This is a genomic window from Streptomyces sp. GL_140, assembly GCF_057834465.1.
Genome location: NZ_CM174404.1, coordinates 6587576 through 6614058, shown reverse-complemented (window position 1 = coordinate 6614058; position 26483 = coordinate 6587576). Strand labels below are relative to the sequence as shown.

Annotated in this window: 22 protein-coding genes; 12 read left to right on the top strand and 10 right to left on the bottom strand. The window is 70.8% G+C overall.

All coding sequences use genetic code 11. The annotated features are described in order from the left end of the window. Positions 1-131: 131 nt before the first annotated feature. Together AC3IYJ_RS31000 and AC3IYJ_RS30995 are read left to right on the top strand one after the other, a co-directional pair. Positions 132-3284 carry a hypothetical protein gene (locus AC3IYJ_RS31000; protein WP_489397820.1) on the top strand — a complete coding sequence of 1051 codons (3153 nt, stop codon included), beginning with the start codon at positions 132-134 and terminating at the stop codon, positions 3282-3284. Further along, the gene (locus AC3IYJ_RS30995; RefSeq protein ID WP_489397819.1) at positions 3284-5125 is read left to right on the top strand and encodes a pre-toxin TG domain-containing protein; all 1842 of its coding nucleotides are present in this window, start codon (positions 3284-3286) and stop codon (positions 5123-5125) included. Before AC3IYJ_RS31000 ends, AC3IYJ_RS30995 begins: the two co-directional genes overlap by 1 nt. A gap of 74 nt (positions 5126-5199) precedes the next feature. Here the strand turns inward: AC3IYJ_RS30995 and AC3IYJ_RS30990 are convergent, their stop codons facing one another. Beyond that, positions 5200-6090 (bottom strand): haloalkane dehalogenase, encoded by an 891-nt coding sequence (locus AC3IYJ_RS30990; RefSeq protein WP_489397818.1) that lies wholly within the window; start codon positions 6088-6090, stop codon positions 5200-5202. Positions 6091-6186: 96 nt separating this feature from the next. Here AC3IYJ_RS30990 and AC3IYJ_RS30985 point away from each other — a divergent pair, with 96 nt between their 5' ends. Next, on the top strand, positions 6187-6675 hold the full coding sequence (locus tag AC3IYJ_RS30985; protein ID WP_489397817.1) for a MarR family winged helix-turn-helix transcriptional regulator: 489 nt from the start codon (positions 6187-6189) through the stop codon (positions 6673-6675). Between the two features lie 57 nt (positions 6676-6732). Further along, positions 6733-8262, top strand: coding sequence for a helix-turn-helix domain-containing protein (locus AC3IYJ_RS30980; RefSeq protein ID WP_489397816.1), 1530 nt, complete (start codon positions 6733-6735; stop codon positions 8260-8262). Between the two features lie 204 nt (positions 8263-8466). Here AC3IYJ_RS30980 and AC3IYJ_RS30975 read toward each other — a convergent pair whose 3' ends face one another. Then, positions 8467-8616: a hypothetical protein gene (locus AC3IYJ_RS30975; protein WP_489397815.1), complete on the bottom strand. Its 150-nt coding sequence runs from the start codon at positions 8614-8616 to the stop codon at positions 8467-8469. A 270-nt stretch (positions 8617-8886) separates the two neighbouring features. On the opposite strand from AC3IYJ_RS30975, the gene AC3IYJ_RS30970 reads away from it, so the two are divergent. The 4 genes from AC3IYJ_RS30970 (at position 8887) to AC3IYJ_RS30955 (ending at position 11816) form a co-directional block, all read left to right on the top strand. Further along, positions 8887-9429 carry an LOG family protein gene (locus tag AC3IYJ_RS30970; RefSeq protein ID WP_489397814.1) on the top strand — a complete coding sequence of 181 codons (543 nt, stop codon included), beginning with the start codon at positions 8887-8889 and terminating at the stop codon, positions 9427-9429. A gap of 63 nt (positions 9430-9492) precedes the next feature. Further along, positions 9493-9849, top strand: a complete 357-nt coding sequence (locus AC3IYJ_RS30965) for a MerR family transcriptional regulator (protein ID WP_489397813.1) — start codon at positions 9493-9495, stop codon at positions 9847-9849. Positions 9850-9908: 59 nt separating this feature from the next. Next, the gene (locus tag AC3IYJ_RS30960) at positions 9909-10907 is read left to right on the top strand and encodes a zinc-binding dehydrogenase (RefSeq protein WP_489397812.1); all 999 of its coding nucleotides are present in this window, start codon (positions 9909-9911) and stop codon (positions 10905-10907) included. A gap of 99 nt (positions 10908-11006) precedes the next feature. After that, positions 11007-11816 (top strand): hypothetical protein, encoded by an 810-nt coding sequence (locus AC3IYJ_RS30955; RefSeq protein ID WP_489397811.1) that lies wholly within the window; start codon positions 11007-11009, stop codon positions 11814-11816. 95 nt (positions 11817-11911) lie between these two features. Here AC3IYJ_RS30955 and AC3IYJ_RS30950 read toward each other — a convergent pair whose 3' ends face one another. Continuing rightward, positions 11912-12520, bottom strand: coding sequence for an ADP-ribosyltransferase (locus AC3IYJ_RS30950; protein WP_489397810.1), 609 nt, complete (start codon positions 12518-12520; stop codon positions 11912-11914). A gap of 227 nt (positions 12521-12747) precedes the next feature. Between AC3IYJ_RS30950 and AC3IYJ_RS30945 the strand changes: the two genes are divergently transcribed. Then, positions 12748-13344, top strand: a complete 597-nt coding sequence (locus tag AC3IYJ_RS30945) for an excalibur calcium-binding domain-containing protein (RefSeq protein WP_489397809.1) — start codon at positions 12748-12750, stop codon at positions 13342-13344. A gap of 165 nt (positions 13345-13509) precedes the next feature. Next, complete coding sequence (locus AC3IYJ_RS30940) at positions 13510-14901, top strand: cytochrome P450 (RefSeq protein ID WP_489397808.1); 1392 nt, start codon at positions 13510-13512, stop codon at positions 14899-14901. Between the two features lie 54 nt (positions 14902-14955). Here the strand turns inward: AC3IYJ_RS30940 and AC3IYJ_RS30935 are convergent, their stop codons facing one another. After that, positions 14956-16515 carry an MFS transporter gene (locus AC3IYJ_RS30935; RefSeq protein ID WP_489397807.1) on the bottom strand — a complete coding sequence of 520 codons (1560 nt, stop codon included), beginning with the start codon at positions 16513-16515 and terminating at the stop codon, positions 14956-14958. Between the two features lie 97 nt (positions 16516-16612). Here AC3IYJ_RS30935 and AC3IYJ_RS30930 point away from each other — a divergent pair, with 97 nt between their 5' ends. After that, complete coding sequence (locus tag AC3IYJ_RS30930; RefSeq protein WP_489397806.1) at positions 16613-18739, top strand: S9 family peptidase; 2127 nt, start codon at positions 16613-16615, stop codon at positions 18737-18739. Between the two features lie 188 nt (positions 18740-18927). On the opposite strand, the gene AC3IYJ_RS30925 is transcribed toward AC3IYJ_RS30930, so the two are convergent. From AC3IYJ_RS30925 to AC3IYJ_RS30905, 5 genes are read right to left on the bottom strand one after another with little or no spacing between them, the layout of a single operon-like run. Continuing rightward, complete coding sequence (locus AC3IYJ_RS30925) at positions 18928-19935, bottom strand: ABC transporter ATP-binding protein (RefSeq protein ID WP_489397805.1); 1008 nt, start codon at positions 19933-19935, stop codon at positions 18928-18930. Beyond that, positions 19932-20933, bottom strand: coding sequence for an ABC transporter ATP-binding protein (locus tag AC3IYJ_RS30920; protein ID WP_489397804.1), 1002 nt, complete (start codon positions 20931-20933; stop codon positions 19932-19934). The genes AC3IYJ_RS30925 and AC3IYJ_RS30920 overlap by 4 nt, the downstream gene beginning before the upstream one ends. Then, complete coding sequence (locus AC3IYJ_RS30915) at positions 20933-21919, bottom strand: ABC transporter permease (protein ID WP_489397803.1); 987 nt, start codon at positions 21917-21919, stop codon at positions 20933-20935. The genes AC3IYJ_RS30920 and AC3IYJ_RS30915 overlap by 1 nt, the downstream gene beginning before the upstream one ends. Next, positions 21916-22872, bottom strand: coding sequence for an ABC transporter permease (locus AC3IYJ_RS30910; protein WP_489397802.1), 957 nt, complete (start codon positions 22870-22872; stop codon positions 21916-21918). The genes AC3IYJ_RS30915 and AC3IYJ_RS30910 overlap by 4 nt, the downstream gene beginning before the upstream one ends. A 2-nt stretch (positions 22873-22874) precedes the next feature. Continuing rightward, positions 22875-24623, bottom strand: coding sequence for an ABC transporter substrate-binding protein (locus tag AC3IYJ_RS30905; RefSeq protein WP_489397801.1), 1749 nt, complete (start codon positions 24621-24623; stop codon positions 22875-22877). Between the two features lie 787 nt (positions 24624-25410). Here AC3IYJ_RS30905 and AC3IYJ_RS30900 point away from each other — a divergent pair. Then, positions 25411-25674 carry a hypothetical protein gene (locus AC3IYJ_RS30900; RefSeq protein ID WP_489397800.1) on the top strand — a complete coding sequence of 88 codons (264 nt, stop codon included), beginning with the start codon at positions 25411-25413 and terminating at the stop codon, positions 25672-25674. Positions 25675-25698: 24 nt separating this feature from the next. Here the strand turns inward: AC3IYJ_RS30900 and AC3IYJ_RS30895 are convergent, their stop codons facing one another. After that, entirely contained in the window at positions 25699-26424 is a 726-nt protein-coding gene (locus tag AC3IYJ_RS30895) for a GntR family transcriptional regulator (protein ID WP_489397799.1), read from the bottom strand. Positions 26425-26483: the final 59 nt, after the last annotated feature.

Genomic DNA, 26483 nt, shown 5'->3' with positions numbered 1-26483 from the left:
GCTGAGGCGTCAATTCCACTTAATATTCTCACCCTTTGAGGTGGAGATTATGGTAGCGGAGAGTAACCGCGGCGGGGTTCGAGCACATTGCCGGTGACAGAAAGTGAAGGAACTGGCAATGGGGGGCCACCATGGAACCGCTTTTCCGCATCTCGCTCATGCGTCCGCCGATGAGCCAGGACCCGGTCGGTCCGAGCATCGCACTGGCCCAGTCCTCCGACTTCCAGGCCGCGTTGGCGACGGCCTCGTCCGCACCCGATCCCCGGGCCGCGCTGCGCACGGTCGCGGGCGCGTTCGTCGCCTCGCCCCGGTTCCTGGGGGATCCCGCCAGGACACCGCTCGCCGGGGCGAGCGCCGCCTTCTCCACCGCGCTGGACTCCCTGGCAGGCCCGGTGGCGGGCTCGGCCGCCGCCGGACCGGGGGTGCCGCTGCGCCGCGCCGTGCTGAACGCGGTGCGCGACGCGTACGGCGGCACCCCCGAAGCGGTGGTGGCCGGGGCCGAGTTCAAGGAGGCCCTGGCCCGGCTGCGGGACAGCCTGCTGGCGATCAAGTACCTGCCGGAACAGCACGGCCGACCCATCGAGGAGCTCACCCGCCAACTGCGCCACCTGGAACTCGTGGTCCAGCTGACCCGGACCACTGATCTGCCCGCCTTCCCGGCGAACCCTCAGGAGCTGCGACGGGCCCGCCGGCGCTCGCTGGAACTCCCCCGCCCGACCGGACTGGAACCGGCCCTGTCCACAGTGGAGGCGGCCCGGCGCCAGCGCGCCAAGGAGCTGGAGAAGGCCGCCGCGCGACAGCAGCGGGCCGGTGAGCTGCTGCGCGGCCACGCACAGTTGCGCGGCGCCATGGCCGAGCTGATCGGGCTCACCGGTGACAGCTTCCAGGCCCCGGAGCAGCAGGCGGACGAGGGGGTGCTGCCGCCCGCCGCACCCAAGGACGAGCTGCTCCGGCAGATCGACTTCCACGGCAGGCTCGCCGCCGCCAACCTCCGCGCCCTGGAGGTCCGGGGAACCAGCGGGACCCCGGTGGCGGCCGATCCCGAACCGCAGCCCCAGTCGCCCTCGCTGGTGGCCGGAGCGGCGCAGCTCGCCGGTCAGCTGTTCGTCTCCAAGCCGGACCTGCTCGACGGCAAGCTGAAGTTCGCCGTCCCCCTCCTCGCCGCGACCACCTTCCGGCTCAACGACACCGGCGCCGCCCGCGTATCGCAGGGGACCAGGGCGCTGATCACCGCCCGCGGCATCGACCTCACCGGAGAGCCGCTGGACCGGATCGTGGCATACCTGGTGGACGAGGTGGAGGCGCTCGGCGCGGAGCTGGACGCGCTCTACGGCCAGCCGACCCGGCGCAGCGTCAAACGGGTCGGCGACGCCCTGGTCACCGTGTCCACCCCGCTCCCCTCGCCGTGGACCGCGCTGGTGGTGGGCGAGCCCGATGCGAGCGAGAAGGTCCCGCTCGAAGATCCCCGGGTGCCCGCGAGCAGGGGCCGGGTCAAACCGGCCGGGGTGGCGGACCTGCTGCTCGTACGGCAGCAGCTGACCGGGTACGAGGCGGCCGACGTCGCCCACATCGAGAACGTGCTGCGCGGCGAGAGCAAACAGCGGGAGCACACCCGACGGCAGGAGACCGAGCAGCTCACCTTCCACGAGACCGAGGTGACCACCTCGCAGGAGCGGGAGCTGGAGTCCACCGACCGGTTCGAGATGACCAAGGAGTCCAGCGAGGTCATCAAGGAGGACGCCGCCCTCAAGGCGGGGCTGACCGTGTCCGGCAAGTACGGCCCCACGGTGGAGTTCTCCGCCTCCGCGGAGGGCTCGGTCTCCCGGTCCAAGGAGGAAGCCACCAAATCGGCGTCCACCTTCTCCCGGGACGTCACGGAGCGCAGCTCCAACCGGATCTCGCAACGGGTACTGGAGCGCACGTCGCTGCGCGTGACGACGGAGGTGACCGAGAAGAACACCCACGGCCTGGACAACAAGAACGGGATCGGCCACATCTCGGGCGTCTACCAGTGGGTCAACAAGGTCTACGAGGCGCAGATGTACAACTACGGGCTGCGCACCATGTTCGACTTCATGATCCCGGAGCCGGCCGCATTCCTGATCCACTCGCTCCAATCCGCGCACGCGAGCGCGGTCGACCTGGTGAAGCCGCCGGAGTTCACGCTGCGCCCGAACCGGGTCAGCGAGTACAACTACCCCTTCTGGGTGCGGGTCTACGGCGCGACGGACGTCACCCCGCCGCCCGAGCCGTACCGGACGAAGTCGTTCGACTTCAAGGCAGGCGGCGGGGACAGCAAGACCAACTACGACCACTCCGGCCAGATCTCCATCGACGACGGGTACCAGGCCGTGCACGCCTCGGTCGGCAAGGTGGCGACCATCTGGTCACCGGACTTCAGCCTGGACGTGGTCGTCGGCCGGCGCTCGCACCGGTTCACGAACGACGGTTCCTGGGTGTGGACCACCTCCCTGGACGACGAGCGGGATTCGGTGCCGGTCTCCCTCGTCAGTTTCCGGGCCGCCCACATCGCGGTCGCCGTCGAGGTGAAGTGCCGGCGCACGGTCCGGGCGATGGAGAAGTGGCGGCTGGAGACCCACGCGAAGCTGACCACGGCCTACCGGGCCCGGCTCGCCGAGTACGAATCGAAGCTGGCCGAGCTCCAGCTCCAGGCGGGGGTGGCGATCCGGGGCCGCAATCCGGGTGCCAACCAGGAGTTGATCACCGACGAGCTGCGCAAGAGCTGCGTCAGCGTGCTGACGGAACAGCACTTCGACCTGTTCGACGCCATCGACACCGGGGCGCAGGGGATCCCGCAGATCGATGTCTGGGAGGCGGCCGGGGAGGGCGCGTACGTCCGCTTCTTCGAGCAGGCCTTCGAGTGGGAGCACCTGACCTGGGTGGCCTACCCGTACTTCTGGGGCCGCAAGGAGCAATGGGACGAGCGGCTCTCCTACGAGGATCCCGATCCGGTGTTCAACCAGTTCCTCAAGGCCGGGTACTGCCGGGTGACGGTCCCCGCCCGACCCGGGTTCGAAGGGGCCATCGACCACTACATGAACTTCGGTGAACTCTGGAACGGCGGACCGCTCCCGGCCATCTCCAGCCCGCTCTACCTGCCGATCGCCGATGAGATCGCCGAGCGGCTGGAGCGACCCGGCTCCGAGGTGCCGCAGGGAGATCCGTGGCAGGTGCGGATCCCGACGACCCTGGTGCACCTGCGGCCGGACGACACCCTTCCGAAATGGGCGAAGGACCCGGACGGCGAGTGGGTGGAGCGCTGATGCCCAGGGTGAACGTGTCGGCCCAGCTGCGGGAGATCACCGCCGTCGAGACCAACGTGCGGGCCGGACTCCTGGGCAACGGCAGCGCCGTGCGGATCGGGACGGCCCGGCTGGGGTCGGAGCTGATGCGCGAGCACCTCTCCCGTCGGCCGGACCAGGTCGCGGTCTTCCCCGGCGGTCCCGACGGGTGGCGGCGGTACTGGCTGGGGCAGGCGGAGCGGGAGCTCGCGCCGTGGGACGCGGACGAGGCGACGCAGAAGGCGTACACGGCCAAGAGGGAGGAGTACGCCTCGTTCTGCGACCGGCTGGAAACGGACCACATGTGGCGGACCCACGTGGTGGTCGACAAGTTCAACGGCAAGAGCTACCTCATCGAGGACAACCGCGAGATCCGCACCATCATGGCGGGGGTGGCCCGGTCCTTCTTCACCTGGTTCCTCGAACATCCCCCGGACCGGGTGTTTCTCCGGCTCAGCCCGCAGGCCTCGTTCCGGGACTTCCTCGACGACCGGCCCGGCGTACTGGCCGCGCTGCGGTTCGCCCAGCGGCTCCCCTCGGACTTCAACCCTCCGCTGGACGTGCCGATCGAGCGGCCGGTCCTGGTGGAGATGGTCGAGCTGGCCATCGGGCTCGTCCCGGTGCTGGGCAGCGCGGTCGCGGGGTACGAGGTGCTCACCGGCCGCGATCTGTTCGGGTACCGGCTGAGCGATCTGGAGCGGGCGGTCCTGGCCTCGTCGGTCCTGCTGCCCGCGGCGGGAAGGCTGGTCAAAGGAGGCCGGCTCGTCTACACCGAGGCGCGCCTCACCCGGCTCTACGGACAGGAGGTCCAGGGGTGGCGCCTGGCCATCGCGGCGGACGCCCGGGCCTCCGCGAACCCGGCGGCCCTGCACGCCGTCAACCAGGCGGCGGAGGAGCTGAGGCTGGGGCGCCGGCTGGAGGCCGCGCTGGCCCGGGAGGTGGCTCAGGCCCTGCCCAAGCTGGTCAGGGGGGTGATCCAGGCCATCGTGGAGCACGAGCCCCGGATCGTCGTCCTGCTCGCGAAGCTGGCCAAGAGGTTCCCGGCCCTGGCCAAGCTCGACGCCCCCTCCTTGCTCCGGGTCCTGCGCAAGGGGCCGGGCGCGAGCAACATGAAGGGTCAGCTCCTGGAGGAACTGCTCGAAACCCGGGTGTTGTCGTGGCTGCGCGACCCGGCCGGGCTCGCGGCGCTGGGGCTCAAGACGCGGGGGAAGAAGATCGAGTTCATCCCCGGGCACTTGATGTGCGGCAGGGACGGCAGGGGAATCACCGACGGCATGCTCGTGTACTGGGAGAAGGACGTGATGGTGCCCGTCGCGGTCTTCGAGGCCAAGGCGGGCAAGGACACGGCCGTGGGCCGGCTCCACCTCGGCGGCGGCGACGACCACGAGTCGGCGGACGCCCTGCTCCAGTTCGTCGCCGAGGTGAAGGAGGAGCTCCGTGACCGGGCTCTGCTGGCCGAGGCCGAGGGCAGACCGTTCACGGAAACCTTCCAGGACGTGGCGAGGGAGTTCGCCAGGAAGGAGAAGCTCGGCCAGATCCAGCGCGACATCGAGCGCCTCTCGGCGAACGACATACCGGGCCGGGCCGGCCTCACCCGGATTCTCGTCGGCGGGCGGCTGGTGCCGGTCCGCTTCGACCAGGCGAAGGTGAAGTTCTTCGGGGTGGTGCTGCGTGGTTCCCGCACGGCCCCGACCGAGGCGGCCATGAAGGCCCTGAAGCTGAACTTCGAGGTCATGGGGGTCGAGATGACCGACGCCGAGTTCAACGCGGCGGTGGAGGAGATGCTCCCCCTGGCAAGGGAGCTCGCGAAGGAGCGGCTGTAGCAGCAGCGGGAGCGGAGGGGCAGAAGGGGCCCGGGGCCGGGATGGGGGCCGGGGCCGGGGCCGGGGCCGGGGGCTCAACCTGCGAGGCCGCGGCGGGCCATCCAGGCCGTGACGGCCGTCGCGATCTCCTCGGGCCGGTCCTCCGGGCAGAGGTGGGCGGCGGTGCCGCAGTACTCGGTCTCCAGGGCCGAGATGTTGCGCGCGCACCACTCGGCCTCCCGCGGACCGATCATCAGGGTGGGCGAGCCGTCGAAAGTGAGGAGCAGCTTGGGGACTTCAGGGCTGGCGGACAGCCAGGCGTCGTACTCCTTTACCCGGCTGACGACGTCGGCGGGTTCGCCGTCGAGCGGCATGGAGCGGGCCCACTGGAGCATGGGCCGACGGCTTTCGGGCGTCGGGTAGGGGGCGGCGTAGCGGGCGTGGTCGGTCTCGGCGAGGGCTCCGGACAGGATCGTCCGGGACAGGCCGTCCTCGATGAAGAGGTTGTGGTCGAGGACCATCTCCTCCCCCACGCCCGGCGTGCGCAGCGCCTCGAACCGCGAGCGGGCGGCGGGCGGGAACTCCTCCCAGCTCATCGGCCGCAGGATCGTCTCCATGAAGGCGATGCCGCGGACCCCCTGCGGATGCCGGGCCGCCCGGTCGAAGGCGAGCGCCCCGCCCCAGTCCTGGCCGACGAGGACGACCTCGTCCAGCCCCAGGGCTTCGAACCAGGCGTCGAGGTAGCGGGCGTGGTCGGCGAAGCGGTAGTTGCCGCCCGGCTTGCCCGAGCGGCCCATTCCGATGAGGTCGGGGGCGAGGACCCGTACCTGTCCCCCGGCCGCGCCCCCGCCGATCCGGGGCAGGACGCCGCGCCACAGGTGGGAGGAGGTGGGGTTGCCGTGCAGGAGGACGACGACGGCGCCTCGGGCGCCGGCGCCCAGTTCCTCGTAGTGCATCGTCGAGTCGAGTACGTCGATCGTGGGCATGGAAAGGCCCCTCCCAATTCGTTAGTGCACCAAACGTTGGTGACACGAATGAATTTAGATCGTTAGTGTCACCAACGCAAGGGATAGGATCCCGTCATGACCACGGAAGAGGAGCAGGCCGCCACCGTCCCGGCGCGGCTTCGGGAACTGCCCAGTCGGCTGCTCGCGCAGGCCTCGGCGCACGCCCAGCGGTTCGTCATCGAGGGGCTGAACGGGGCAGATGCCCGCAAATGGCACTACGCGGCCCTGGTCGCCCTGGACGAGTTCGGACCGGCCAGCCAGGCCACCCTGAGCGGCCGCACCGGCATCCACCGCAGCGACCTGGTCGCCGTCATCAACGAACTCGCCGAACGCGAACTGGTCGAGCGAACCCCCGACCCCGCCGACCGGCGGCGCAATGTCATCACCCTCACACCGCTCGGCCGACGTCGGCTGCGCAAGCTGGAACAGTTGCTCGCCGCGGCCCAGGAAGAGCTCTTGTCCCCTTTGTCCGCACCGGAGCGCGAGCAGCTCACCCGGCTCCTCGGCCGGCTCGTCGCCCACCACGCGCACGCCGACCCCGGCATGGGAGCTGACGCCGGGTAACACCCGTCCGCCACACCCAGCGCGAGCGGAATCTCATATCTGAGATACGGTGCAGCCATGGGAGACGACTACCTCGTACGCATCGGCAAGCTCATCCGTGACGCCCGGCAGCACCGTGGCTGGACACAGAGTCAGCTCGCCGACGCGCTCGGCACCAGCCAGAGCGCCGTGAACCGGATCGAGCGCGGCAACCAGAACATCAGTCTCGAAATGATCGCGCGCATCGGGGAAGCCCTCGACAGCGAAATCGTTTCGCTGGGCTACGCCGGTCCGATGCACCTGCGCGTGGTCGGCGGCCGTCGCCTGTCCGGCGCGATCGACGTCAAGACGAGCAAGAACGCGTGCGTGGCCCTGCTGTGCGCCGCCCTGCTCAACAAGGGCCGCACCGTGCTCCGCCGGGTCGCCCGCATCGAGGAGGTCTACCGCCTCCTGGAGGTCCTGAACTCCATCGGTGTCCGCACCCGCTGGATCAACGACGGCGTCGACCTGGAACTCGTACCGCCGGCCCGCCTCGACATGGACGCCATGGACGCGGACGCGGCCCGCCGCACCCGCAGCATCATCATGTTCCTCGGTCCCCTCCTCCACCGGATGGACCACTTCAAGCTGCCCTACGCCGGCGGCTGCGACCTCGGCACCCGCACCATCGAGCCGCACATGATCGCCCTGCGCCGCTTCGGCCTGGACATCACCGCGACCGAGGGCATCTACCACGCCCAGGTCGAGGCCGGGACCTCCCCGGACCGCCCGATCGTGCTGACCGAGCGCGGGGACACCGTCACCGAGAACGCGCTGCTGGCCGCCGCCCGGCACGACGGGACCACCGTCATCCGCAACGCCTCCTCCAACTACATGGTCCAGGACCTGTGCTTCTTCCTGGAGGCCCTCGGCGTCCGGGTGGACGGAGTCGGCACCACGACCCTGACGGTCCACGGCATCCCGAACATCGACGTCGACGTCGACTACTCCCCCTCCGAGGACCCGGTCGAGGCGATGAGCCTGCTGGCCGCGGCCGTGGTCACCGAGTCCGAGCTCACCATCCGCCGGGTCCCGATCGAGTTCATGGAGATCGAGCTCGCCGTCCTGGAGGAGATGGGCCTCGACCACGACCGCTCGGCGGAGTACACCGCCGACAACGGCCGCACCCGCCTGGTGGACCTCACCGTCCGCCCGTCGAAGCTCGAAGCCCCGATCGACAAGATCCACCCGATGCCCTTCCCCGGGCTGAACATCGACAACGTCCCCTTCTTCGCCGCCATCGCGGCCGTGGCCCAGGGCCAGACCCTGATCCACGACTGGGTGTACGACAACCGGGCCATCTACCTGACGGACCTCAACCGCCTCGGCGGCCGCCTCCAGCTCCTGGACCCCCACCGCGTCCTGGTCGAGGGCCCGACCCGCTGGCGCGCGGCGGAAATGATGTGCCCCCCGGCCCTGCGTCCGGCCGTCGTCGTCCTCCTCGCGATGATGGCAGCCGAGGGCACCTCGGTCCTGCGCAACGTCTACGTCATCAACCGCGGCTACGAGGAACTGGCGGAACGCCTCAACTCGGTCGGCGCCCAGATCGAAATCTTCCGGGACATCTAGGAATCCGACACAGGGGCCAAGTGAGGCATGGCCCGAAGCTCTGAGGACGGTGCAGGCCGGCTGGGCGCTACTCGGCGACCTAGAAGCCGCTCGATCGGCCGATACAGTCCGTGCGCAGCCTGTATCGGCCGCCTCCCAGCCTGACCCCCGCACGAAGCCCCCGCCGCCGGCAGCAGTCCGGACCGGGCGGGGGCTTCGTCGTGCTCAGCACTCCTCGGCGAGCGGTATGTCGTACGGGCAGGGGTCGACGGGGGCATCCACCTGGTGCCGCGGCTTGCCGGGGCCGTAGTCGTAGCGGGGCGAGCTGTCCTCGCCGGCGCTACAGGCGTTGGCGTCCTGACCGCGAGGACTCAAACCGCGGCAGCTTGACCGGCGGGGGCTTCGAGTTGGTCAGGCGAAGAGATCCATACAGCCCTTCCGGGGCGACGGGCCCGCGAACTGTAGACCTTGAACGGTAGGCAATCCATGCAGGTTCAGCACGTGGAACACCCCTCTTCGGGCCGTGGGCACAGGAGTTGGCCCAGCGCCCGCCGCCGAGTGGCACGTTGGCCACCCCGTCGTCGTCGCTCTCCGTGGAGAGTGATGGGGCTCGGTGTGTCGGTCTGCTGCTCGTACTGTGGCCGTATGAACATTTGCGTCTTCCTCTCGGCCGCCGACCTCGACGAGCGCTACACCGGCCCGGCCCGGGAGTTCGCCGAACTCCTCGGCAGGGGCGGCCACACCTTGGTGTGGGGCGGCTCCGAGAGCGGTCTGATGAAGGTCGTCGCGGACGGCGTCCAGGCGGCGGGGGGCCGACTCGTGGGTGTATCGGTCGGCTTCCTGGCGGCCAGTGCCCGCAAGAACGCCGATGAGATGGTGATCGCCGGTGACCTCGCCGAACGCAAGGCGCTGCTCCTGGCCAAGGCCGACGCGGTCGCGATCATGGTCGGCGGGACCGGAACGCTGGACGAGGCGACCGAGATCCTGGAGCTCAAGAAGCACGGAAAGACCACGAAGCCGGTGGTGCTCCTCAACACGGCAGGGTTCTACGACGGCCTGAAGGAGCAGTTCCGGCGGATGGAGGAGGAGGGGTTCCTGCCGGTCCCCCTGGCCGACCTGGTCTTCTTCGCCGAGGACGCCGAGACCGCGCTCGCCTACCTGGTGGAGAACGGGCGATCCGGTAGTTAGGGCTGTGTCGGGTGGGGTTCGTCTCATCGGAAGATCCCATAACTCCGTGGCGTTGTGCGGGACATGAGGATCGGCGAGGCGGCGAAGGCCAGCGGTGTCAGTGCCCGGACGCTGCGGTACTACGAGGAGGAGGGGCTGATCGCCCCCGAGCGGGGAGCCAACGGCTACCGGGACTACTGCCTCGCCGCCATCGAACGCGTCCGCCTCATCCGCTCCCTGGCGCAGTCGGGGCTGCCCATGCGGCTGATCAAGGAAGTGCTGCCCTACATCACCCCGAAGACCAGCCCGCACGGGATATGCCCGCAGTTCCTCGCGGAAGTACAGGAGTACCGCGACCGGCTCGCGGAGCGGATCGCGGGTCTCGCCACCCAACAGGCCGCGCTGGACGCCTTCCTGAGTGCCGCTCGGGCGGATCGGTGAGGTGTTCCGTGAGACGGGCTTGACCTTCACGCCGACGGGAACCTTTTACGGTCCTGCCCATGGACACAAGTGAGCAGCAGCAGACCGTCCTGATCCAGTCCTCGCTCAAGGGTCCCGAGGACCTGGCCCTGGCGACCGGCCGTGCCGTGCCCGTGCCCGGACCGGGCGAGTATCTGGTCCGCGTCAGCGCGGCGGGGATCAACTTCGCGGACGTCATGCAGTCCCACGGCACCTACGAGGGCGGGCCGCAGGCCCCGTACACGGCGGGTTTCGAGGCGGCGGGTGAGATCGTCGGCCTCGGCCCCGGCATCACCGAGCCCCTTCCGGTCGGAACGCATGTCGTGGGCACGGGCTACGGGGCGTTCGCCCAGTACATGGTGATGCCGGCGGCCCTCGCCCTTCGCGTCCCCGTCGGCTGGAGCGGAGCGGAGTCGCTCGGACTGGTGCTGAACTGGGCCACGGCCCTGGCGGCCCTGAAGCCCCTCGGCGGGATCAAGCCGGGTGATGTGGTGCTGGTGCACGCGGCGGCGGGCGGGGTCGGCCAGGCCGCCGTCCGTCTCGCCTCCCACTACGGGGCCCGCGTCATCGCCACCGCGTCCCCGTCCAAGCACCGCAGCGTCCGCGAACTGGGCGCCGACCACGTCCTGGACTCCGCCGACCCCGATCTCGCGAAGACGGTCCTCGGCCTGGCCGACGGCGTCGACATCGTCCTGGAATCGGTGGGCCGGGCCACCTTCCACGACAGCCTGGCCGTGACCCGTCCGGTGACCGGCAGCATCATCGTCTTCGGCGCCGCCTCGGGCGACGCCACCCTGACCACCCATGACCTCGTCTTCAGCCACCGCGTCCAGGTCAAGGGCCTGCACATCGGTTCCCTGGCCGAGGACGCGCCCCAGATCTTCCGGGACCTGCTCACCGAACTCGCCGCCCTGATCGCCGACGGCGTCTACCCGCCCGGCTCCCCGGAGGTCCACCCCCTCGCCGACGGGCCCACCGTCCTCCAGCAGCTCGAATCCCGCCGGACCCAGGGCAAGCACGCCCTCGACCCGTGGCGTTGAGCGGGAGCAGGGCCGGTCCTGCGTACCGATCGGTACAAGCTTCAATCTTCTGTACGCTCGCCGAGCCCCCCACGCTCCGCGTCGCCAGAAGGACTGCCCGTGACCCACCCGCCCTACCCGCCGCCCTACCCGCACCCGTACGCGCCCGTACGGCGATGGTGGCAGCACCCGGCACTGATCATCACCCTGCTGGTCGTCATCCCGCCCGCGGGTATCGCGCTGGTCTGGATGAGTCGGTGGAACCAGAAAACGAAGATCATCACGACGGTGCTGGCGGGCCTCTGGTTCCTGACTCCCTTTCTCGCTTCGGACCCCCCGGACAAGTCCGCGGACGACGCCAAGCCGCAGCCGGCGGTCACCCGGACCGTCATCGTCGAAATCACGCCCTCGGTGAACGCCTCGCCGACGCCCATACCCACACAGAGCGCCGACCCCCTGATGCCCGCCGTCGTGGGCAAGCCCTTCGCGGAGGCGGAGAAGGCCGTCGAGGACCTGGTCGACACCGAACTCGCCACTCTCAGCGCGTACGCGGACGTGGAGGTTCCCGCCGCCCACGCGGACTGGATCGTCTGCTTCCAGGGCCCCGAGGCAGGAGTGAAGCTCGTCGCGAAGACCGCTGACACCAGCGTGCACCTCGTGGCCCCCGGGACCGCGTGCCCGGCCGGGAAGGACACCGTCCTGCACCCGAAGAAGCCCTCGCCCACACCCACGCACGACGACGGCGACAGCAGCGGCGGCAGCAGCAGCTCTGGCGGCTCGACCAGCTCCGGTGGATCCGACACCGGCGGGGGTGGCGGCGCCACGGTGACCCCCGGCGCGTACTGCGCGACGCCCGGAGCGACCGGGGTCGGCAAGAACGGCGTCACCTACACCTGCAAGGGCCCCGACCGGGAACGCTGGCGTCGCTGAGAGCTCCCGCCGCATCCCCCAGCGGCTACGGGATCAGCGCACGGGCGCTGCCGTGGCCGCTGGAGGCAGGGGGACGACCTCCGACAAGGGAGTTGTCAGCCCGGGTAGTTGGTGCGCCAGGGCTGGTAGTGGGGGTTGTCTCGGCACTCGTCCATGACTTCGACCTTCTTCACCGTGTCGACCCGGCAGACGGCCACGATGAACGAGCGCTCGATGCCGCCCGGGAAGGCGACCTCGACCTGGCGGGCGTACTTGTGGGTGTCGCCGATGGTCTGGTTGACGTCCACCCCGCCCGGGGCGTCGATGTAGTAGTTCCAACCGCTCTTCCAGGACTTGTACAGGTCGTGGTCGTAGGTCGTGGAGACGTACGGGGAGGGCTGGTTGACCAGGACGTAGCTCTCGATGTCGTACTGGCCGGTGCGGGTGTCCCTGGGGAGGAAGCCCTCCTCGAAGACCACCTCCGGCGGGCGGCCGTCCGAGCGGTAGAGCTGCTTGCAGTTGATCCGCCAGGAGGGGGACGGGGTGATCCGCTCGATCTCGACGCTGGGGTCGGCGGCGGCGAAGAGGTGGTCCTGGACCCGGGGGCAGGAGTTCGCGGGCGCGGCCGCGTGGACGGAGGCCGAAGCCGAAACCGGAGGCAGCAGGGCTGCGGCGAGGACGGTCGCGAGCGCGACGACACGGCGGCGCAGGGCGGAAGTGATCATGCCCTCACCCTGGCGGCCCCGCGCCACGCGCAGCGGGATCCTCACCCGATGGTGAGCGTGTCGGCGTGATCACCGACTCCCTTGATTGCGGCTGGAGTTGGAGGCGTAACGATCCTTCGCCGGAACTCCCCCGACCCCGCACGACTAAGCTTCGGCGGATGCATGCCGTTGCTTGAGTTGCTCGAGTTGATTGAGTTGCTCGAGTTGATTGATCTGGGGGGTCATTCATGTTTCAGCGTCGGGGCGTCGCCATAGCGTCCGCCGTGGGGGCCGTCGTACTGCTCGTCACCGGGTGCCAGGACTCGTCCGCGCCGAAGGGTTCCGACAAACCGGGGCCCGCGCCGACTCCGAGCTCCACCACAGGGCCCGCCATGCCCGCGATCGTCGGCAAGAAGCACGCCGAGGCCGAGGTCCTCGTCAAGCAGGTGATCACCAAGGCGCCCGAGGTGCGCAGTGCGTACGTCGACGTCCCGCTGCCCGCCGACCACGCGCAGTGGACGGTCTGCTTCCAGACCCCGGCGGCGGACACTTCCGTGACGGGCACCACCTCCGTCGAGATCTCCCTCACCGCGCCCGGGATCCCGTGCCCGGAGAAGGCGGGCGCCACCCTGCACCCGACCAAGGGTCCGAGCCGCACGCCGACCCCGCCCCCGGGGGCCCCGAAGCCGAAGTCCAGCCCGACCCCGGCGCCCGGCCCCAAGGACGTCACCTACAAGAACTGCGCCGAGGCCAAGGCCGCCGGCGCGGCCCCCATCCGGCGCGGCGAGCCCGGCTACGGCAAGCACCTCGACCGGGACAACGACGGCATCGCCTGCGACAAGTAGGCGGGCCGGGAGCGAGTGGCGGGGCGAGCTGCGGGAGCAAGCGACGGATACCGGGACGACGGGGGCGCGCAGCGGCGGTATTCGGCCGGATGCGGCGACATCCCTCCCCCGGGGCCGCGCCCACCTGGACAATCGGCCCGTCGGCACAGTTCTGAGGGCGGAGCCATGGCAGCAACGGAAACAGCACGGACAGGCTTGGACACCCGTAGGGAGACACCCCGGCTCGCGGGCACACCGCTGCTCGGATCCCTCGCCGACCTCAGGGCGGATTCGCTCGGTACGTATCTGCGCGCGCACCACGAACAGGGCGACGTCGTCCGGATCACGGCCGGCCCGCCGGGGCTCCGTGCCGAGCTGTACTGCGTGTTCTCGGCGGAGGGGGCCCAGCAGGTACTGGCCTCGCAGGCGGCCAACTTCCGCAAGGACAACGCCGTCTACCAGGAGGTCCGCGACGCCCTCGGCAACGGCTTGCTGACCAGCCAGGACGAGGACTACCTGCGCCAACGGCGGCTGGTGCAGCCGCTGTTCACCAGGCGCCGGGTGGACGGGTACGCCGAGGCCGTCGCCGAGGAGACCGCCTCGACCCTCAGCGCCTGGGAGCGGTCCCCGGACGGCGTCGTCGACGTCTCGGACGAGATGATGGTCCTCGCCCTGCGGGCGGTCGCCCGGATCCTCTTCGGCGCCGACGTGGAAGCCACCGTCGATGTCGTGGACCGATGCTTTCCGGTCATCACAGAGTACGTGCTGCGCCGCGGCTACTCCCCCGTGAACGTCCCCCGCACCTGGCCCACTCCGGGCAACAAGCGGGCGGCGGCCGCGCTGGAGGAGCTGTACGGGGTCTGCGACAAGATCGTCGCCGACCGCCGGGGAGGCTCCGCCGCCGGGGGCGAGGACCTGCTGTCGCTGCTCGCGGCCGCCACGAGCGCGCAGGACGCCGAGTTCGACGCCACCGAACTGCGCGAACAGGTGCTGATCTTCCTGCTCGCGGGACACGAGACGACCGCCACCTCGCTCTCCTTCTCCCTGCACCTGCTGGCCCGCCACCCCGAGCTGCAGGACCGGGCCCGAGCCGAGATCACCGAGGTCCTGGGCGACCGTACGCCCGGCGCCGCCGACCTCGACCGCCTCCCGTACCTCACCCGGGTGCTCAAGGAGGCCATGCGGCTCTACCCGGCGGCCCCGGTCATCGGCCGCCGCTCGGTCGCGGCGGCCGAGGTGGACGGCCACACCATCCCGGCGGGCGCGGACGTGATCCTGGCTCCGTGGGTGACCCACCGCCACCCCCGGTACTGGCCGGACCCGGAGCGCTTCGACCCCGACCGGTTCACCCCGGAGGCCGAGGCGGCCAGGCCGCGCTACGCCTGGTTCCCCTTCGGCGGGGGCCCGCGCGCCTGCATCGGACAGCACTTCTCGATGCTGGAGTCGGTGGTGGCGCTGGCGATGATCCTGCGCGCCTACGAGTTCGAGGCCGTGGACACGGACATCGCGGTCTCCGCCGGGATCACCCTGAACACCCTCGGCCCGGCGCGCTGCCGGATCCGGCGCGTGGGCGCCTGACGGCACCGCGCGGCCGGGAGGGCCGGGCCCGCCCCGGAACCCGGCGACCGCAGGTCAGGCCTTCGTCGGGGCCGGCGTGTGGTTGCCCTGGAGGCGGGCCAGGTCCGAGGGTCTGACCTGGATGACGAAGAGTGCGATCAGCGCCGTGACCAGGGTGAACGCGGCTGCCGCCACGAAGGCGGCGCTGACGCCCGAGGTGAGGACCTGATCGCTCCACGGCTTCGGGAACTGCTTGGTGCGCGCGAAAAAGGCCTTCTGCTCGGGCGTGGAGTCGCGCAGGAAGGAACCCACCTGGTCCTTGGCCTCGTTGCGGCTGGCCGTGCCGAACACCGTGACCAGGATGGACAGTCCGAGCGATCCGCCCACCTGCTGCATCGAGTTGAGCAGTCCGGAGGCCGCGCCGGACTCCCGGTCGGGGACGTTCGAGAGCGCCATCAGGGTCAGGGAGACGAACTGCTGGCCCATGCCCGCGCTGAACAGCAGCATCGGGCCCAGGATGCTGCCCAGGTACGTGGAGTGGATGTCGGTCTGCGTGAGCCAGGCCAGTCCGGCGGCCGCGCACAGGGATCCCGACACCATGAAGGGTTTCGGCCCGAGCTTCGGCAGCAGTTGGGAGGTGATCCCCGCGAATACCGCGACCATCGCGCTGACCGGCAGGAAGGCGAGCCCGGCCCGCAGTGGGCTGAAGCCCAGCACGTTCTGCACGAAGAGGGTCAGGAAGAAGAACATGCCGAAGATCGCGCAGGCGAAGAAGAGCATGATCGCGTAGGTCCCGGCCCGGTTGCGGTCCGCGAACATGTGGAGCGGGGTGATCGGCTGGGGCGAGCGCCGCTCGTTGACGACGAAGAGGCTCAGCAGGACCACGGCCGCCACGAAGGAGGCGAGGGTCAGCCCGTCCCGCCAGCCCTCCTGGGAGGCGCGGATGAATCCGTAGACCAGCGCGACCATGCCCAGGGTGGAGAGCAGGGCTCCCGCGAGGTCGAAGTGTCCGGGACGGCGTTCGGACTCGCGGATCACCTTCGGCGTGGCCAGGGCGATCAGCAGGGCGATGGGGACGTTGACGAAGAGCACCCACCGCCAGTTCAGCCACTCCACGAGGAGGCCGCCCGCGAGCAGCCCGATCGCGCCGCCGCCCGCCGAGACGCCGGCGAACACGCCGAACGCCCGGTTGCGTTCGGGGCCTTCCTTGAAGGTGGTGGTGATCAGTGCGAGCGCGGTCGGTGAGGCGATGGCGCCGCCGACGCCCTGGAGGGCACGGGCGCCCATCAACTGGCCCGCGTTCTGGGCGAGTCCGCCCAGCAGCGAGGCCAGGCCGAAGAGCAGTACGCCGAACATGAAGACGCGTCGTCGGCCGAGGATGTCGCCGGTGCGCCCGCCGAGGAGGAGCAGGCCGCCGAAGGTGAGGGTGTAGGCGTTGACCACCCAGGACAGGCTCTCCGTGGAGAAGCCGAGGGCCGTCTGGATGTGCGGCAGCGCGATGTTCACGATGGTGATGTCGAGAACGACCATGAGTTGGCAGGATGCGATCACGAGCAGGGCGAGCCCGTGTCCGCTTCCTCGGACCTTGCCGTTGGTCCCGGTGCTGGTGCTGCTCGGCGTAGTGTTCCGGTCCACCTTTTCGACGCTAAGCCCGCACCCCAAGGGCCACCACTCGAACGGCCTAGTCTATGTGGCATGTGTTATGTGGTATTTCACATGACACACTGGCTCCATGGATCTCATGGACGACTTCCTCAGGCTCTCCGCGAGCACCGCCCGGTTCACCTACGGCGCCCCGCGCGCCTTCGCCTTCGGCGATGAAGGCCGGCTCCTCTGGTTCCTCCGCTCCACCGGACCGACCGATCCCCTCGACTCCCTCTGGGTCCTGGACACCGCCACCGGCGCCGAGACCCGGCTTGCCGACCCCCGCGAACTGTGCCCCGGACTGGACCCCGCAGCCACGGCCCCGCCCCTGCCCGTCGCCGAGCGCCGACTGCGCGAGCGGACCCGGCTCGTGGCCGCCGGAATCGGCTCGTACGCGCTCTCCGGCGACGGCCTGCGCGCCGTGTTCCCGCTCTACGGGCGGCTGTACGAGGTCACGTGCGCGCCCGAAGCGCAGCGGCGCGCGGAGCCCGCGCAGTCCGTTCAGCCCGTTCAGCCCAAGGAGGTCCCGGTCGCCGGGCCCGCCTTCGACCCCCGCCCCAACGCGGACGGCTCCCGCATCGCGTACGTGGCCGACGCCGCCCTGTACACCGCCCCCGGCGGCCGGATCAGCCCCGAGGACGGAGCCCGCTGGGGCGTCGCCGAGTTCGCCGCCGCCGAGGAGCTCGGGCGCTCCCGGGGGCACTGGTGGTCCCCCGACGGGGAGAGCCTGCTCGCCGCCCGGGTCGACGAATCCGCCCTCCAGCGGCGCTGGTTCGCCGACCCGGCGCACCCGGAGCTGGCGGCGGAGGACTTCGCTTACCCCGAGGCGGGCGGCCCCAACGCGGACGTGCAGCTGTGGACCTTCGGGCCGGGCCGCGACCCCGTACGGCTCGAATGGGACGCGCAGACCTATCCGTACCTCTCCGACGCCGGCTGGGAGTCACCCGGGGAGATCCTGCTGACCGTGCAGGACCGGCTCCAGCAGCGCGTCCTGCTGCTCTCCGCCGACCCGGCCACCGGACGGACCCGGGAGCTGTCGCGCACCACCGACCCCCGGTGGGTGGACCCCATGGTCCCCGGCACCCCGGCGCGCCTCCCCGACGGGCGGATGCTGACCAGCGCCGACACCCCCGACGGGACCGCCCGCGGGCTCGCGGTGGACGGGGTGCTCCTCACCGGCGACGGGCTCCAGGTCCGCCGGGTGGCCGGAGCCCACGGGGACCGGCTGCTGATCGAGGGCGCCCGGCGCGACCCCTCCGAACAGCAGGTGTTCCTCCTGGATCCGGACTCCGGCGAGCTGAGCCCGCTCGCGGACGGACCCGGGGTGCACTCGGTCCAGGGGTCGGGCGGAGCGCTGCTGCTCACCTCCGCCGACGCGGACGGGATCCGGCGGATCCTGCGGAACGCGGAGGGACGGGAGTTCACCCCCGAGGACCTGTCGCAGCCGATGCCGTACCGGGTGGTCCCGGTGCTGGAGCGGGTCACCGAGCACGGGATCCCCACCGCGCTCGTGCTGCCGCGCGGGCACGTGCCCGGCACCCGGCTGCCCGTCCTGCTCGACAGCTACGGCGGCCCCGGCGCGCAGGACGTCTGCGCGGAGCCGCGGCGCTGGCAGCACCGGCAGTGGTGGGCCGACCAGGGCTTCGCCGTGGTGACCATCGACAACCGGGGCACGGCGTACGTCTCCCCGCGGTTCACGCACGCCATGTACCGGGGGTTCTCGGACGTCACCCTGGACGACCAGGTCGCGGCGCTGCTGGCGCTCGGGGAGCGGCACGGCGACCTCGACCTGGGCCGGGTCGGGATCCGCGGGTGGTCGTACGGCGGGTACCTGTCCGCGCTCGCGGTCCTGCGGCGGCCGGACGTCTTCCACGCGGCCGCGGCGGGGGCCGCTCCGACGGACTTCCGGCACTACGACACGGCGTACACCGAGCGGTACCTGGGCCTGCCGGCGGAGCACCCCGAGGTGTACGAGCGGGACTCGCTCCTCGCGGACGCGGCGGGGCTGTCGAGGCCGCTGCTGCTGGTGACGGGGCTGGCCGATGACAACGTGCATCCTTCGCACACGCTGCGGTTGTCGCGGGCGCTGACGGATGCGGGGCGGGTCCATCAGCTGCTGGCGCTGCCGGGGGTCACTCATATGACGCCGGGCGGGGTGCGGGAGAAGATCATGGTGCAGGAACTGGCGTTCTTCCGGCGGGAGCTCGGCCTCTGATGGGTGGGGGGACAGGCCCCGGCTGCGGGTGTGCCGCTGCGCGGAGCCTGTCCCCTACCCACCCTTCCGCCGTTCCCCAGGGCTCCGCCCCGGACCCCGCTCCTCAAACGCCGGAGGGGCTGGATGTGGCGCAGCGCGCCGTCCAGCCCCCGCGCCTCAAACGCCCGAGGGGCCGGATGAGCGACCCGTCAGTCCCCGGGGAAGTGGCAGGCCACCTCTCGGGATTCCGCGATCCGCAGGAGGGGTCGTTCCACGCGGCAGATTTCCCGGGCCTTCGGACATCTCGGGTGGAAGGTGCAGCCCGGGGGTGGGGAGGCCGGACTCGGGGGGTCGCCCAGGAGGACGATGCGTTCGCGGCGGCGCTCCGCCGCCGGGTCGGGGAGCGGGACCGCTGAGAGCAGGGCCCGGGTGTAGGGGTGCTGGGGGTTCTCGTAGAGGGACTGCTTGTCGCCGATCTCCACGATCCGGCCGAGGTACATCACGGCGACCCGGTCGCTCACCCGCTTGACGACCGAGAGGTCGTGCGCGATGAACACGTAGGCCAGGCCCAGTTCGGCGCGCAGCCGCTCCATCAGGTTGACGATCTGTGCCTGGACCGAGACGTCGAGGGCGGAGACCGGCTCGTCGGCGATGATCAGCCGGGGGCTGGTGGCGAGCGAGCGGGCGATGCCGATGCGCTGGGCCTGGCCGCCGGAGAACTCGTGCGGGTAGCGGTCGATGTGCTCGGGGATCAGGCCGACGAGGTCCATCAGTTCGGCGGCCCGACGGCGTGCGTCGGATGCCGACCAGCCCTGGACCAGCAGCGGGTCGGAGATGATCCGGGCCACCGTCTGGCGGGGGTTGAGCGAGGAGTGCGGGTCCTGGAAGACCATCTGGAGGTGGCGGCGCAGGGGACGCAGGGCCGGCTGGGAGAGCCGGCTGATGTCCTTGCCCTCGAACTCCACGCTCCCGGAGGTCGGTTCCAGCAACCGGACGAGCATGCGCCCGGTCGTGGACTTGCCGCAGCCCGACTCGCCGACCAGGCCCAGGGTCCGGCCGGCCTCCAGCTCGAAGGAGACCCCGTCCACGGCGCGCACGGGCGCCCCCCGGCGCCCGGTCGCGGTCCGCTTGCCGGGGAAGGTCATCGTGAGGTCGCGGACGGAGAGCAGCGGCCGGTCGGTTGTCGCGCGGGCCGTCGTTCCGGTCGAGGCGGTCATCGGGTCATCTCCGCTGCGGTACCGGCGTAGTGGCAGGCGACCGCGCGCGGCGGCCCGTCCCCGTAGGCGGCGAGCTCCGGCCGCCGGTCCTCGCAGCCCGCGCCCGCCTTCGGGCAGCGCGGGGCGAAGGCGCACCCCGGGGCCGGGGCGAGCAGGGAGGGCGGGGAGCCGGGGATGGCCCGCAGCGGCGCGTCGTCCGCGTCGTCCAGTCGGGGCAGCGAGTCGAGCAGCCCCCTGGTATACGGATGGGCGGGGTCGGCGAACAGCTCGTCCACCGGGGCCTGTTCGGCGGCGCGGCCGCCGTACATGACCAGGACTTCGTGGGCCACCCGGGCCACCACCCCCAGGTCATGGGTGATCATGACGACTCCGAGGCCGCGTTCCTGCTGGAGCCGGGCGATCAGTTCCAGGATCTGCGCCTGGACGGTGACGTCGAGGGCGGTGGTCGGCTCGTCGGCGATGAGGAGTTCGGGTTCGCAGGCCAGCGCCATCGCGATCATCGCGCGCTGGCGCATGCCGCCGGAGAACTGGTGCGGGTACTCCCCCGCCCGGCGGGCCGGTTCCGGGATTCCGACCTCGCCGAGCATGTCGACCGCGCGCCGTTTCGCGGCGGCCCGGCCGGCCCTGAAGTGGACCCGGAAGTGCTCGGCGATCTGCTCGCCGACCGTGTAGTAGGGGTGCAGGCTGGAGAGCGGGTCCTGGAAGATCATGGCCATCCTGCGGCCGCGCAGCTTGGAGAGCTCCTTCTCCGACTTGGTGGTCAGCTCCTGCCCGTCGAGGGTGATGGAGCCGCCGATCTCGGCCCCCCGGTGCAGTCCCATGACGGCGAGGGAGGTGACGGACTTGCCGGAGCCGGATTCGCCGACGATGCCCAGAGTCCGGCCCGCCTCCACGGTGAAGCCGAGGGAGTCGACGGCGCGTACGGAGCCTCGTGGGGTGGTGAAGGTGACGCGCAGGTCGCGCACCTGGAGCAGGGGCGCCTTGGGCGGCTGGGGCATCAGTACCTCACCCTCGGGTCGATGACGGCGTACAGGAGGTCGACGGCGAGGTTCGCGACGACGATGAAGAAGGCGGCCAGGAGGGTGACCCCGAGCACGACGGGCTGGTCCGAGCTGACGAGCGCCCCGTAGAACAGCCGCCCGATGCCGGGGAGTCCGAAGATGGACTCGGTGATGACGGCTCCGGCGAGCAGTCCGCCGAGGTCCATGCCGAAGATGGTCAGGATCGGGGTCATTCCGGAGCGCAGGCCGTGTTTGACGACGACGGTGCGTTCGGGCATGCCCTTGGCGCGGGCGGTACGGATGTACGGCTCGGCCATCGCCTCGATCATCGAACCGCGGCTCTGGCGCGCGTACATGGCGGCGTAGAGCAGGGCGAGCGCGGTCCATGGCAGCAGCAGATTGCTCGCCCAGGCGAGCGGGTTCTCGGTGAGCGGCTGGTAGGCGGGGTAGGGCAGGAGTCCGGCGATGCGGATGACCCCGTAGATCAGCATCACGGAGGTGAAGTAGACGGGCAGGGAGGCGGCGGCGACCGCTCCGACCATGAGGACCTTGTCGGTGGCGGTGTCCTTGCGCAGCGCGGCGGTGACTCCGGCGCCGAGGCCGAGGACGAGCCACAGGGCGGCCGCGCCCACCGCGAGGGAGGCGGAAACCGGGAGGCGGTCCATGAGCAGGTCCCAGACGGGCAGGGAGTTCTCGTAGGAGTAGCCCAGGCAGGGGAAGTCGCACTGCACGGCGTACTGGCCGGTGCCGAGGGTGCGGCCGGTGAAGATCCCGGTGAGAAAGTCGCCGAACTGGCGCCACAGGGGCCGGTCCAGGCCGAGGTACGCGCGTACGTCGGCCAGTCGCTCGGCGCTGCAGGTCTTTCCGCAGGCGGCCGCGGCCGGGTCGGAGGGGAGCACGTAGAAGATGAGGAAGGTGACGGCGGCGATGGCGAGCAGCACCCCGGCGAGGGCGAACACGCGGCGCAGGAAGTAGAGGATCACGTCCGGGCGCCCCTCGGGTCGAGGATGTCGCGCAGGGCGTCGCCGAGGAGGGTGAAGGCGAGCACGGCGAGGAAGAGGAAGAGGCTGGGGATGACGAAGTACATGGGGTCGGTCTCGTAGAAGGCCACGGACTCGGCGATCATCTGGCCCCAGGACGGGGTGGGCGGACGGACTCCCACGCCGAGGTAGCTGAGCGCGGCCTCGGTGCTGATCATGCCGGGGATGAGCAGGGTGGTGTAGGCGATGACCGGGCCGGAGACTCCCGGGAGAATGTCGCGGGTCAGGATCCGCCAGGAGCTCGCGCCGGCGACGCGGGCGGCGTCCACGTACTCGCGGTGTTTGAGGGAGAGGGCCTGGCCCCGCACCACGCGGGCGACGCCTGGCCAGCCGAAGAGGCCGATGACGGCGGTCATGAGGAGGATGCGGTTGACATCCTTGGCCACGGACAGCATCGCGATCATGAAGATGAGGGACGGGAAGGACATCGTCAGATCCATCAGGCGGGACAGGACGGTGTCGGTGCGGCCGCCGAAGTAGCCGGCGGCAATTCCGGCGGCGGTGCCCGCGACGACGACGATGGCGGTGGCGGCGAAGGCGATGAGGAGCGAGACCTGGGCGCCGCTGACCACGCGGGCGAACAGGTCCCGGCCGGTGACGGGTTCCACGCCGAGCCAGTGCTCGGGGCTGATCCCGCCGAAGGAGCCGAGCGGCTGGCCGCCCAAGTAGGGGTCGATGGCGGACTTGTCGAACTCCTCGGGGGACCAGCCGCCGAGCGCACCCAGCCAGGGGGCGGTGGCGGCCATCAGGACGAAGAGGAGGACGACGCAGAGGCTGATGCGGACGGCGGGGCGGCGGCGGAGTTCCCGCCGGGCGAGCTGCCAGGGGCTGCTGCCCGGAGGTACCTCCGCGACCGCCGCCGCGTCCTTGGACGTGGCGGCGACGGCGGCGGTCATGATCAGCCCTGGTTCTGGCTCTTGGCGGGGTCCTTGAGGCCGACCGTCGCGTAGTCGATCTGGCCGACCCACACCGGGTGGCCGAAGGCGCCCGCGATGTTGGTGCCGACGAGCAGCGGCTTGCGCTCCAGCAGGACGGGGACGGCCGGGGACTTCTTCATGATCTCGGCGTCGAGGTCGATCCAGGCCTGGTTGGCCTGCTTGGCGTCGGCCATCGCGTTGATCTCGTCGATCCGCTTCATCGTCGCGTCGTCGCGGAACTGCGAGTAGTTGCCCTGGTTGCCCTTGACCTTGATGGTGCGGCCGTCGAAGACGAAGGGCAGGAAGGTGGACCCGGAGGGGTAGTCGGGGCACCAGCCGGCGAGTACGAGGTCGGGCGCGGTGGTGGTGTCGCCGATGACGTCGTAGTACGCGCCCGGGTCGACGGTGTCGATGACCACCTCGACGCCCGCGCGGCCCAGGCCCTGCTGGATGGCCTCCGCCTTGCCCTTGTCCCCGGTGGAGACGGCGAGGGAGACCTTCAGGGTCTCCTTGCCCGCGGCCTTGAGCAGTTCCTTGGCCTTGGCCGGGTCGCCGGCCGGCGCGATCTTCAGGGTGTCGCCCTGCTTGCCGCCCGAGAGGGCCGGGGGCAGGTAGGCGGTGGCGACGTCGTTGAGCGCGGGGCCGCCGCCCGCGGTGACCACGGCCTCCTTGTCGAGGGCGTACTGCATGGCCTCGCGGACCTTCGGGTCGTCGAGGGGGGCGCGGGAGCTGTTCATCTGGAGCATCTCGGTACAGCCCTGCGACTCGGCCAGCAGCCGCTGCTCGATCTCCGGCTTCGGCAGCACCTTGGGGGCGCTCTCGGGCCGCATGTCGGACCACTCGACACTGGAGCCGTCGGCGCCGTCGGAGGCGATGATCCGGTCGTCGATCTGGCCGCCCTTGAGGCCCATGACCACGACGAACTTGTCCGGGTAGGCCTTGCGGACGGTGTCGGTCTTGGCGTCCCAGTGCTCGTTGCGGACCAGGACGAGCTTCTTGTCGCGGTCGTACGACTCGATCTTGTACGGGCCGGAGGAGAACGGCCGGGCGTCGTACTGCGTGCCCTTCTCCTGCGCTTCGGGGACGGGCGCGAAGGTGGGCAGGGTGGCGGTGGCGGAGAACTCGGCGACGGGACGCTTCAGTTCGAAGACGATCGTGCGGTCGTCGGGGGTCTTGACGGAGTCGAGGTGCTTGCCCTGGAGCGGGCCCTTGTAGCCGTCGGTGCCGGCCAGGTACTGGGCCGCGTAGTCGGGGCCGCCGGTGAGGTCGGGGGCGAAGGAGCGCTCGACGTTGTACTTGATGTCCTGGGCCCTGATGGCCGAGCCGTCCTCGTACTTCAGGCCCTCTTTGAGGGTGAAGGTCCAGGTCCGGCCGCCGTTGGAGGGGGTGCCGAGGTCGGTGGCGAGATCGGGCACGAGCTCGCTGCCGCCCTTGCCGGGCTCGGCCTTGAAGGTGACGAGGGTGCGGTAGAGGAGGCGGGTCCCGAAGTCCATCGTCGGCATCACCCAGTTGCGGGCCGGGTCGAGGTGGGCGAAGTCCTGGTTGGACAGGACGGTGAGCGTGCCGCCCTTGACGGGGGTGCCGCCGAGGATCTTTCCGTCGTTGGCGGCGGCGGGGTTGTCGGCGCCGGCGCCGGAAGAGCCCTTCTTGGGGTCGGAGCAGCCCGAGGCACCGAGTGCGAGTGCGGCCACCAGGGTGGTGGCGAGGACGAGTTGGGTGCGCTTGGTCATGGGTCACTCCAGTGAAGGGCCGCGCTCTATGATGTGACCGGTAACATAGTAATGTGAAATTGTACTGACAAGAGGTCGGAGCCTCTGTTATCCAGCCGTGTCCAAACCCGGGCAGGCGAAGGGGTGTTGGGGACGGCGCCCATGCTCCCGCCATGGATCCGATACTGCCGCCTGCGCTGCCCGAGCTCGTGCACCCGGTCGAGGTGCTGACTTCTCTGGCCCGGAACACGGCTTTGCCGGAGGATCTCGCCTTACGACTCCTTCCACGCGGCATGGCGCCGCTCAGGCTGGCACTCAGGAAGGGGTTCGCGCCGAGTCCGGCCCTGTGCGAGGCGTTCCTGGCACACGGCGCGGCCGAGGCGCTCGCGCACGCCTGGGCGCTGCCGCCGGAGTTCGCCGAGCGACCGGCCGCCGACCCGGACCCGAAGGTGTGCGCGGTGCGCGCCGGACGGGAGGACGCCGGCATCGGGTCGCTGCACCTGTTCGCCGCCGACCCCGACGAGGAGGTGCGGGCAGAGCTCGCCGCCCATCCGGCACTGCCGTTGGAACTCCGGGACCGGCTGGGCCAGGACCCGAGCCCCTACGTGCGGGGAAAAGTGTTCGTCCGCGCCGACGCCCCCTCCGGGCTCCGGGACGAGATCCACGCGCGACTGACCGAGGGCGCCCGTCGCTTCATGGAGAAATCGAGCGCCGCCACCCGCCGTCGAAGTCCGGGGACCGCCCCGCGGACTACTTCGCGTTTCCGCCCCAGAGGCTCCGGCGGTTCGCCGCGGACCCGGACCCGCGCATGCGCGTACTGGCCCTGCGCGACCCGGAATTGCCCGCCGCACTGCTGGAACGGCTGGCGGCGGACGAGAACCACATCGTCCGGCGGGCCGTCGCCAAGGACTCCCGGACGGCGCCGGACACCCTGCTGCCCCTGCTCGGCGACTCCTCGGAGTCCGTCGCCGCGGCCGCCGCCGCCTCGCCCCGGCCACCGGTGAAGGCGATGCGCGCAGTTCTCGACCTGGCCGCCCCGTGGACGGAGCCGCCGGGCGCGGGGAGGCCGTAGGGTCCGTCCGGGCCGGGAGCTGGTTCAGCCCGCCGAGCCCAGGGCGCCCGAGCCCAGGCGGCCCGGGGTGCGGCCCACCGGTTCGTCGCGGCCCTGGGCCCAGAGGGAGCGGACGTGGCCCAGGTGGCGGGTCATGCAGGCTTCGGCCGCCTCCGAGTCCCCGGTGAGCATCAGGTCGAGCAGCTCGATGTGCTCCTCGGCCGAGGAGACCAGCTTGCCGGCCTCGTCCAGGCCGGTCAGCCCGTACAGGCGGGAGCGCTTGCGCAGGTCGCCGACCGTTTCGACCAGGCGGTCGTTGCCCGCCAGGGCCAGCAGGGACAGGTGGAAGCGGCGGTCGGCCTCCAGGTACCCGATGAGGTTGTGCTCGCGGGCGCTGGTGACGATCTCCTCGGCGATCGGGCGCAGGGCCTCCAGCTGCTCGGGGGTCGCGATCTTGGTGATCCGGCCGATGGTCGGGACCTCGATCATCGTGCGCAGCTCGGTGTACTGGTCGAGATCGCGCTCGCTGACCTCGGTGATCCGGAACCCCTTGTTGCGGACGGGCTCGACCAGGCCTTCGCGGGCCAGGTCGAGCATCGCTTCGCGTACCGGTGTGGCGGAGACGCCGAGCTCGGCCGCGAGGCCGGGGGCGGAGTAGACGCTGCCGGGGCGCAGTTCACCTGCTATCAGGGCTGCTCGGAGTGCGTGGCCGACCTGGTCGCGGAGCCGTTCCTGAGCCTTGATGAGGCTGTGCTGCTTCAGGTCACCCATTGCTTTTCCTCCGAGACCCTCGACACCGCCGACGAGGAGAGGGACAGCGTACAATGTCA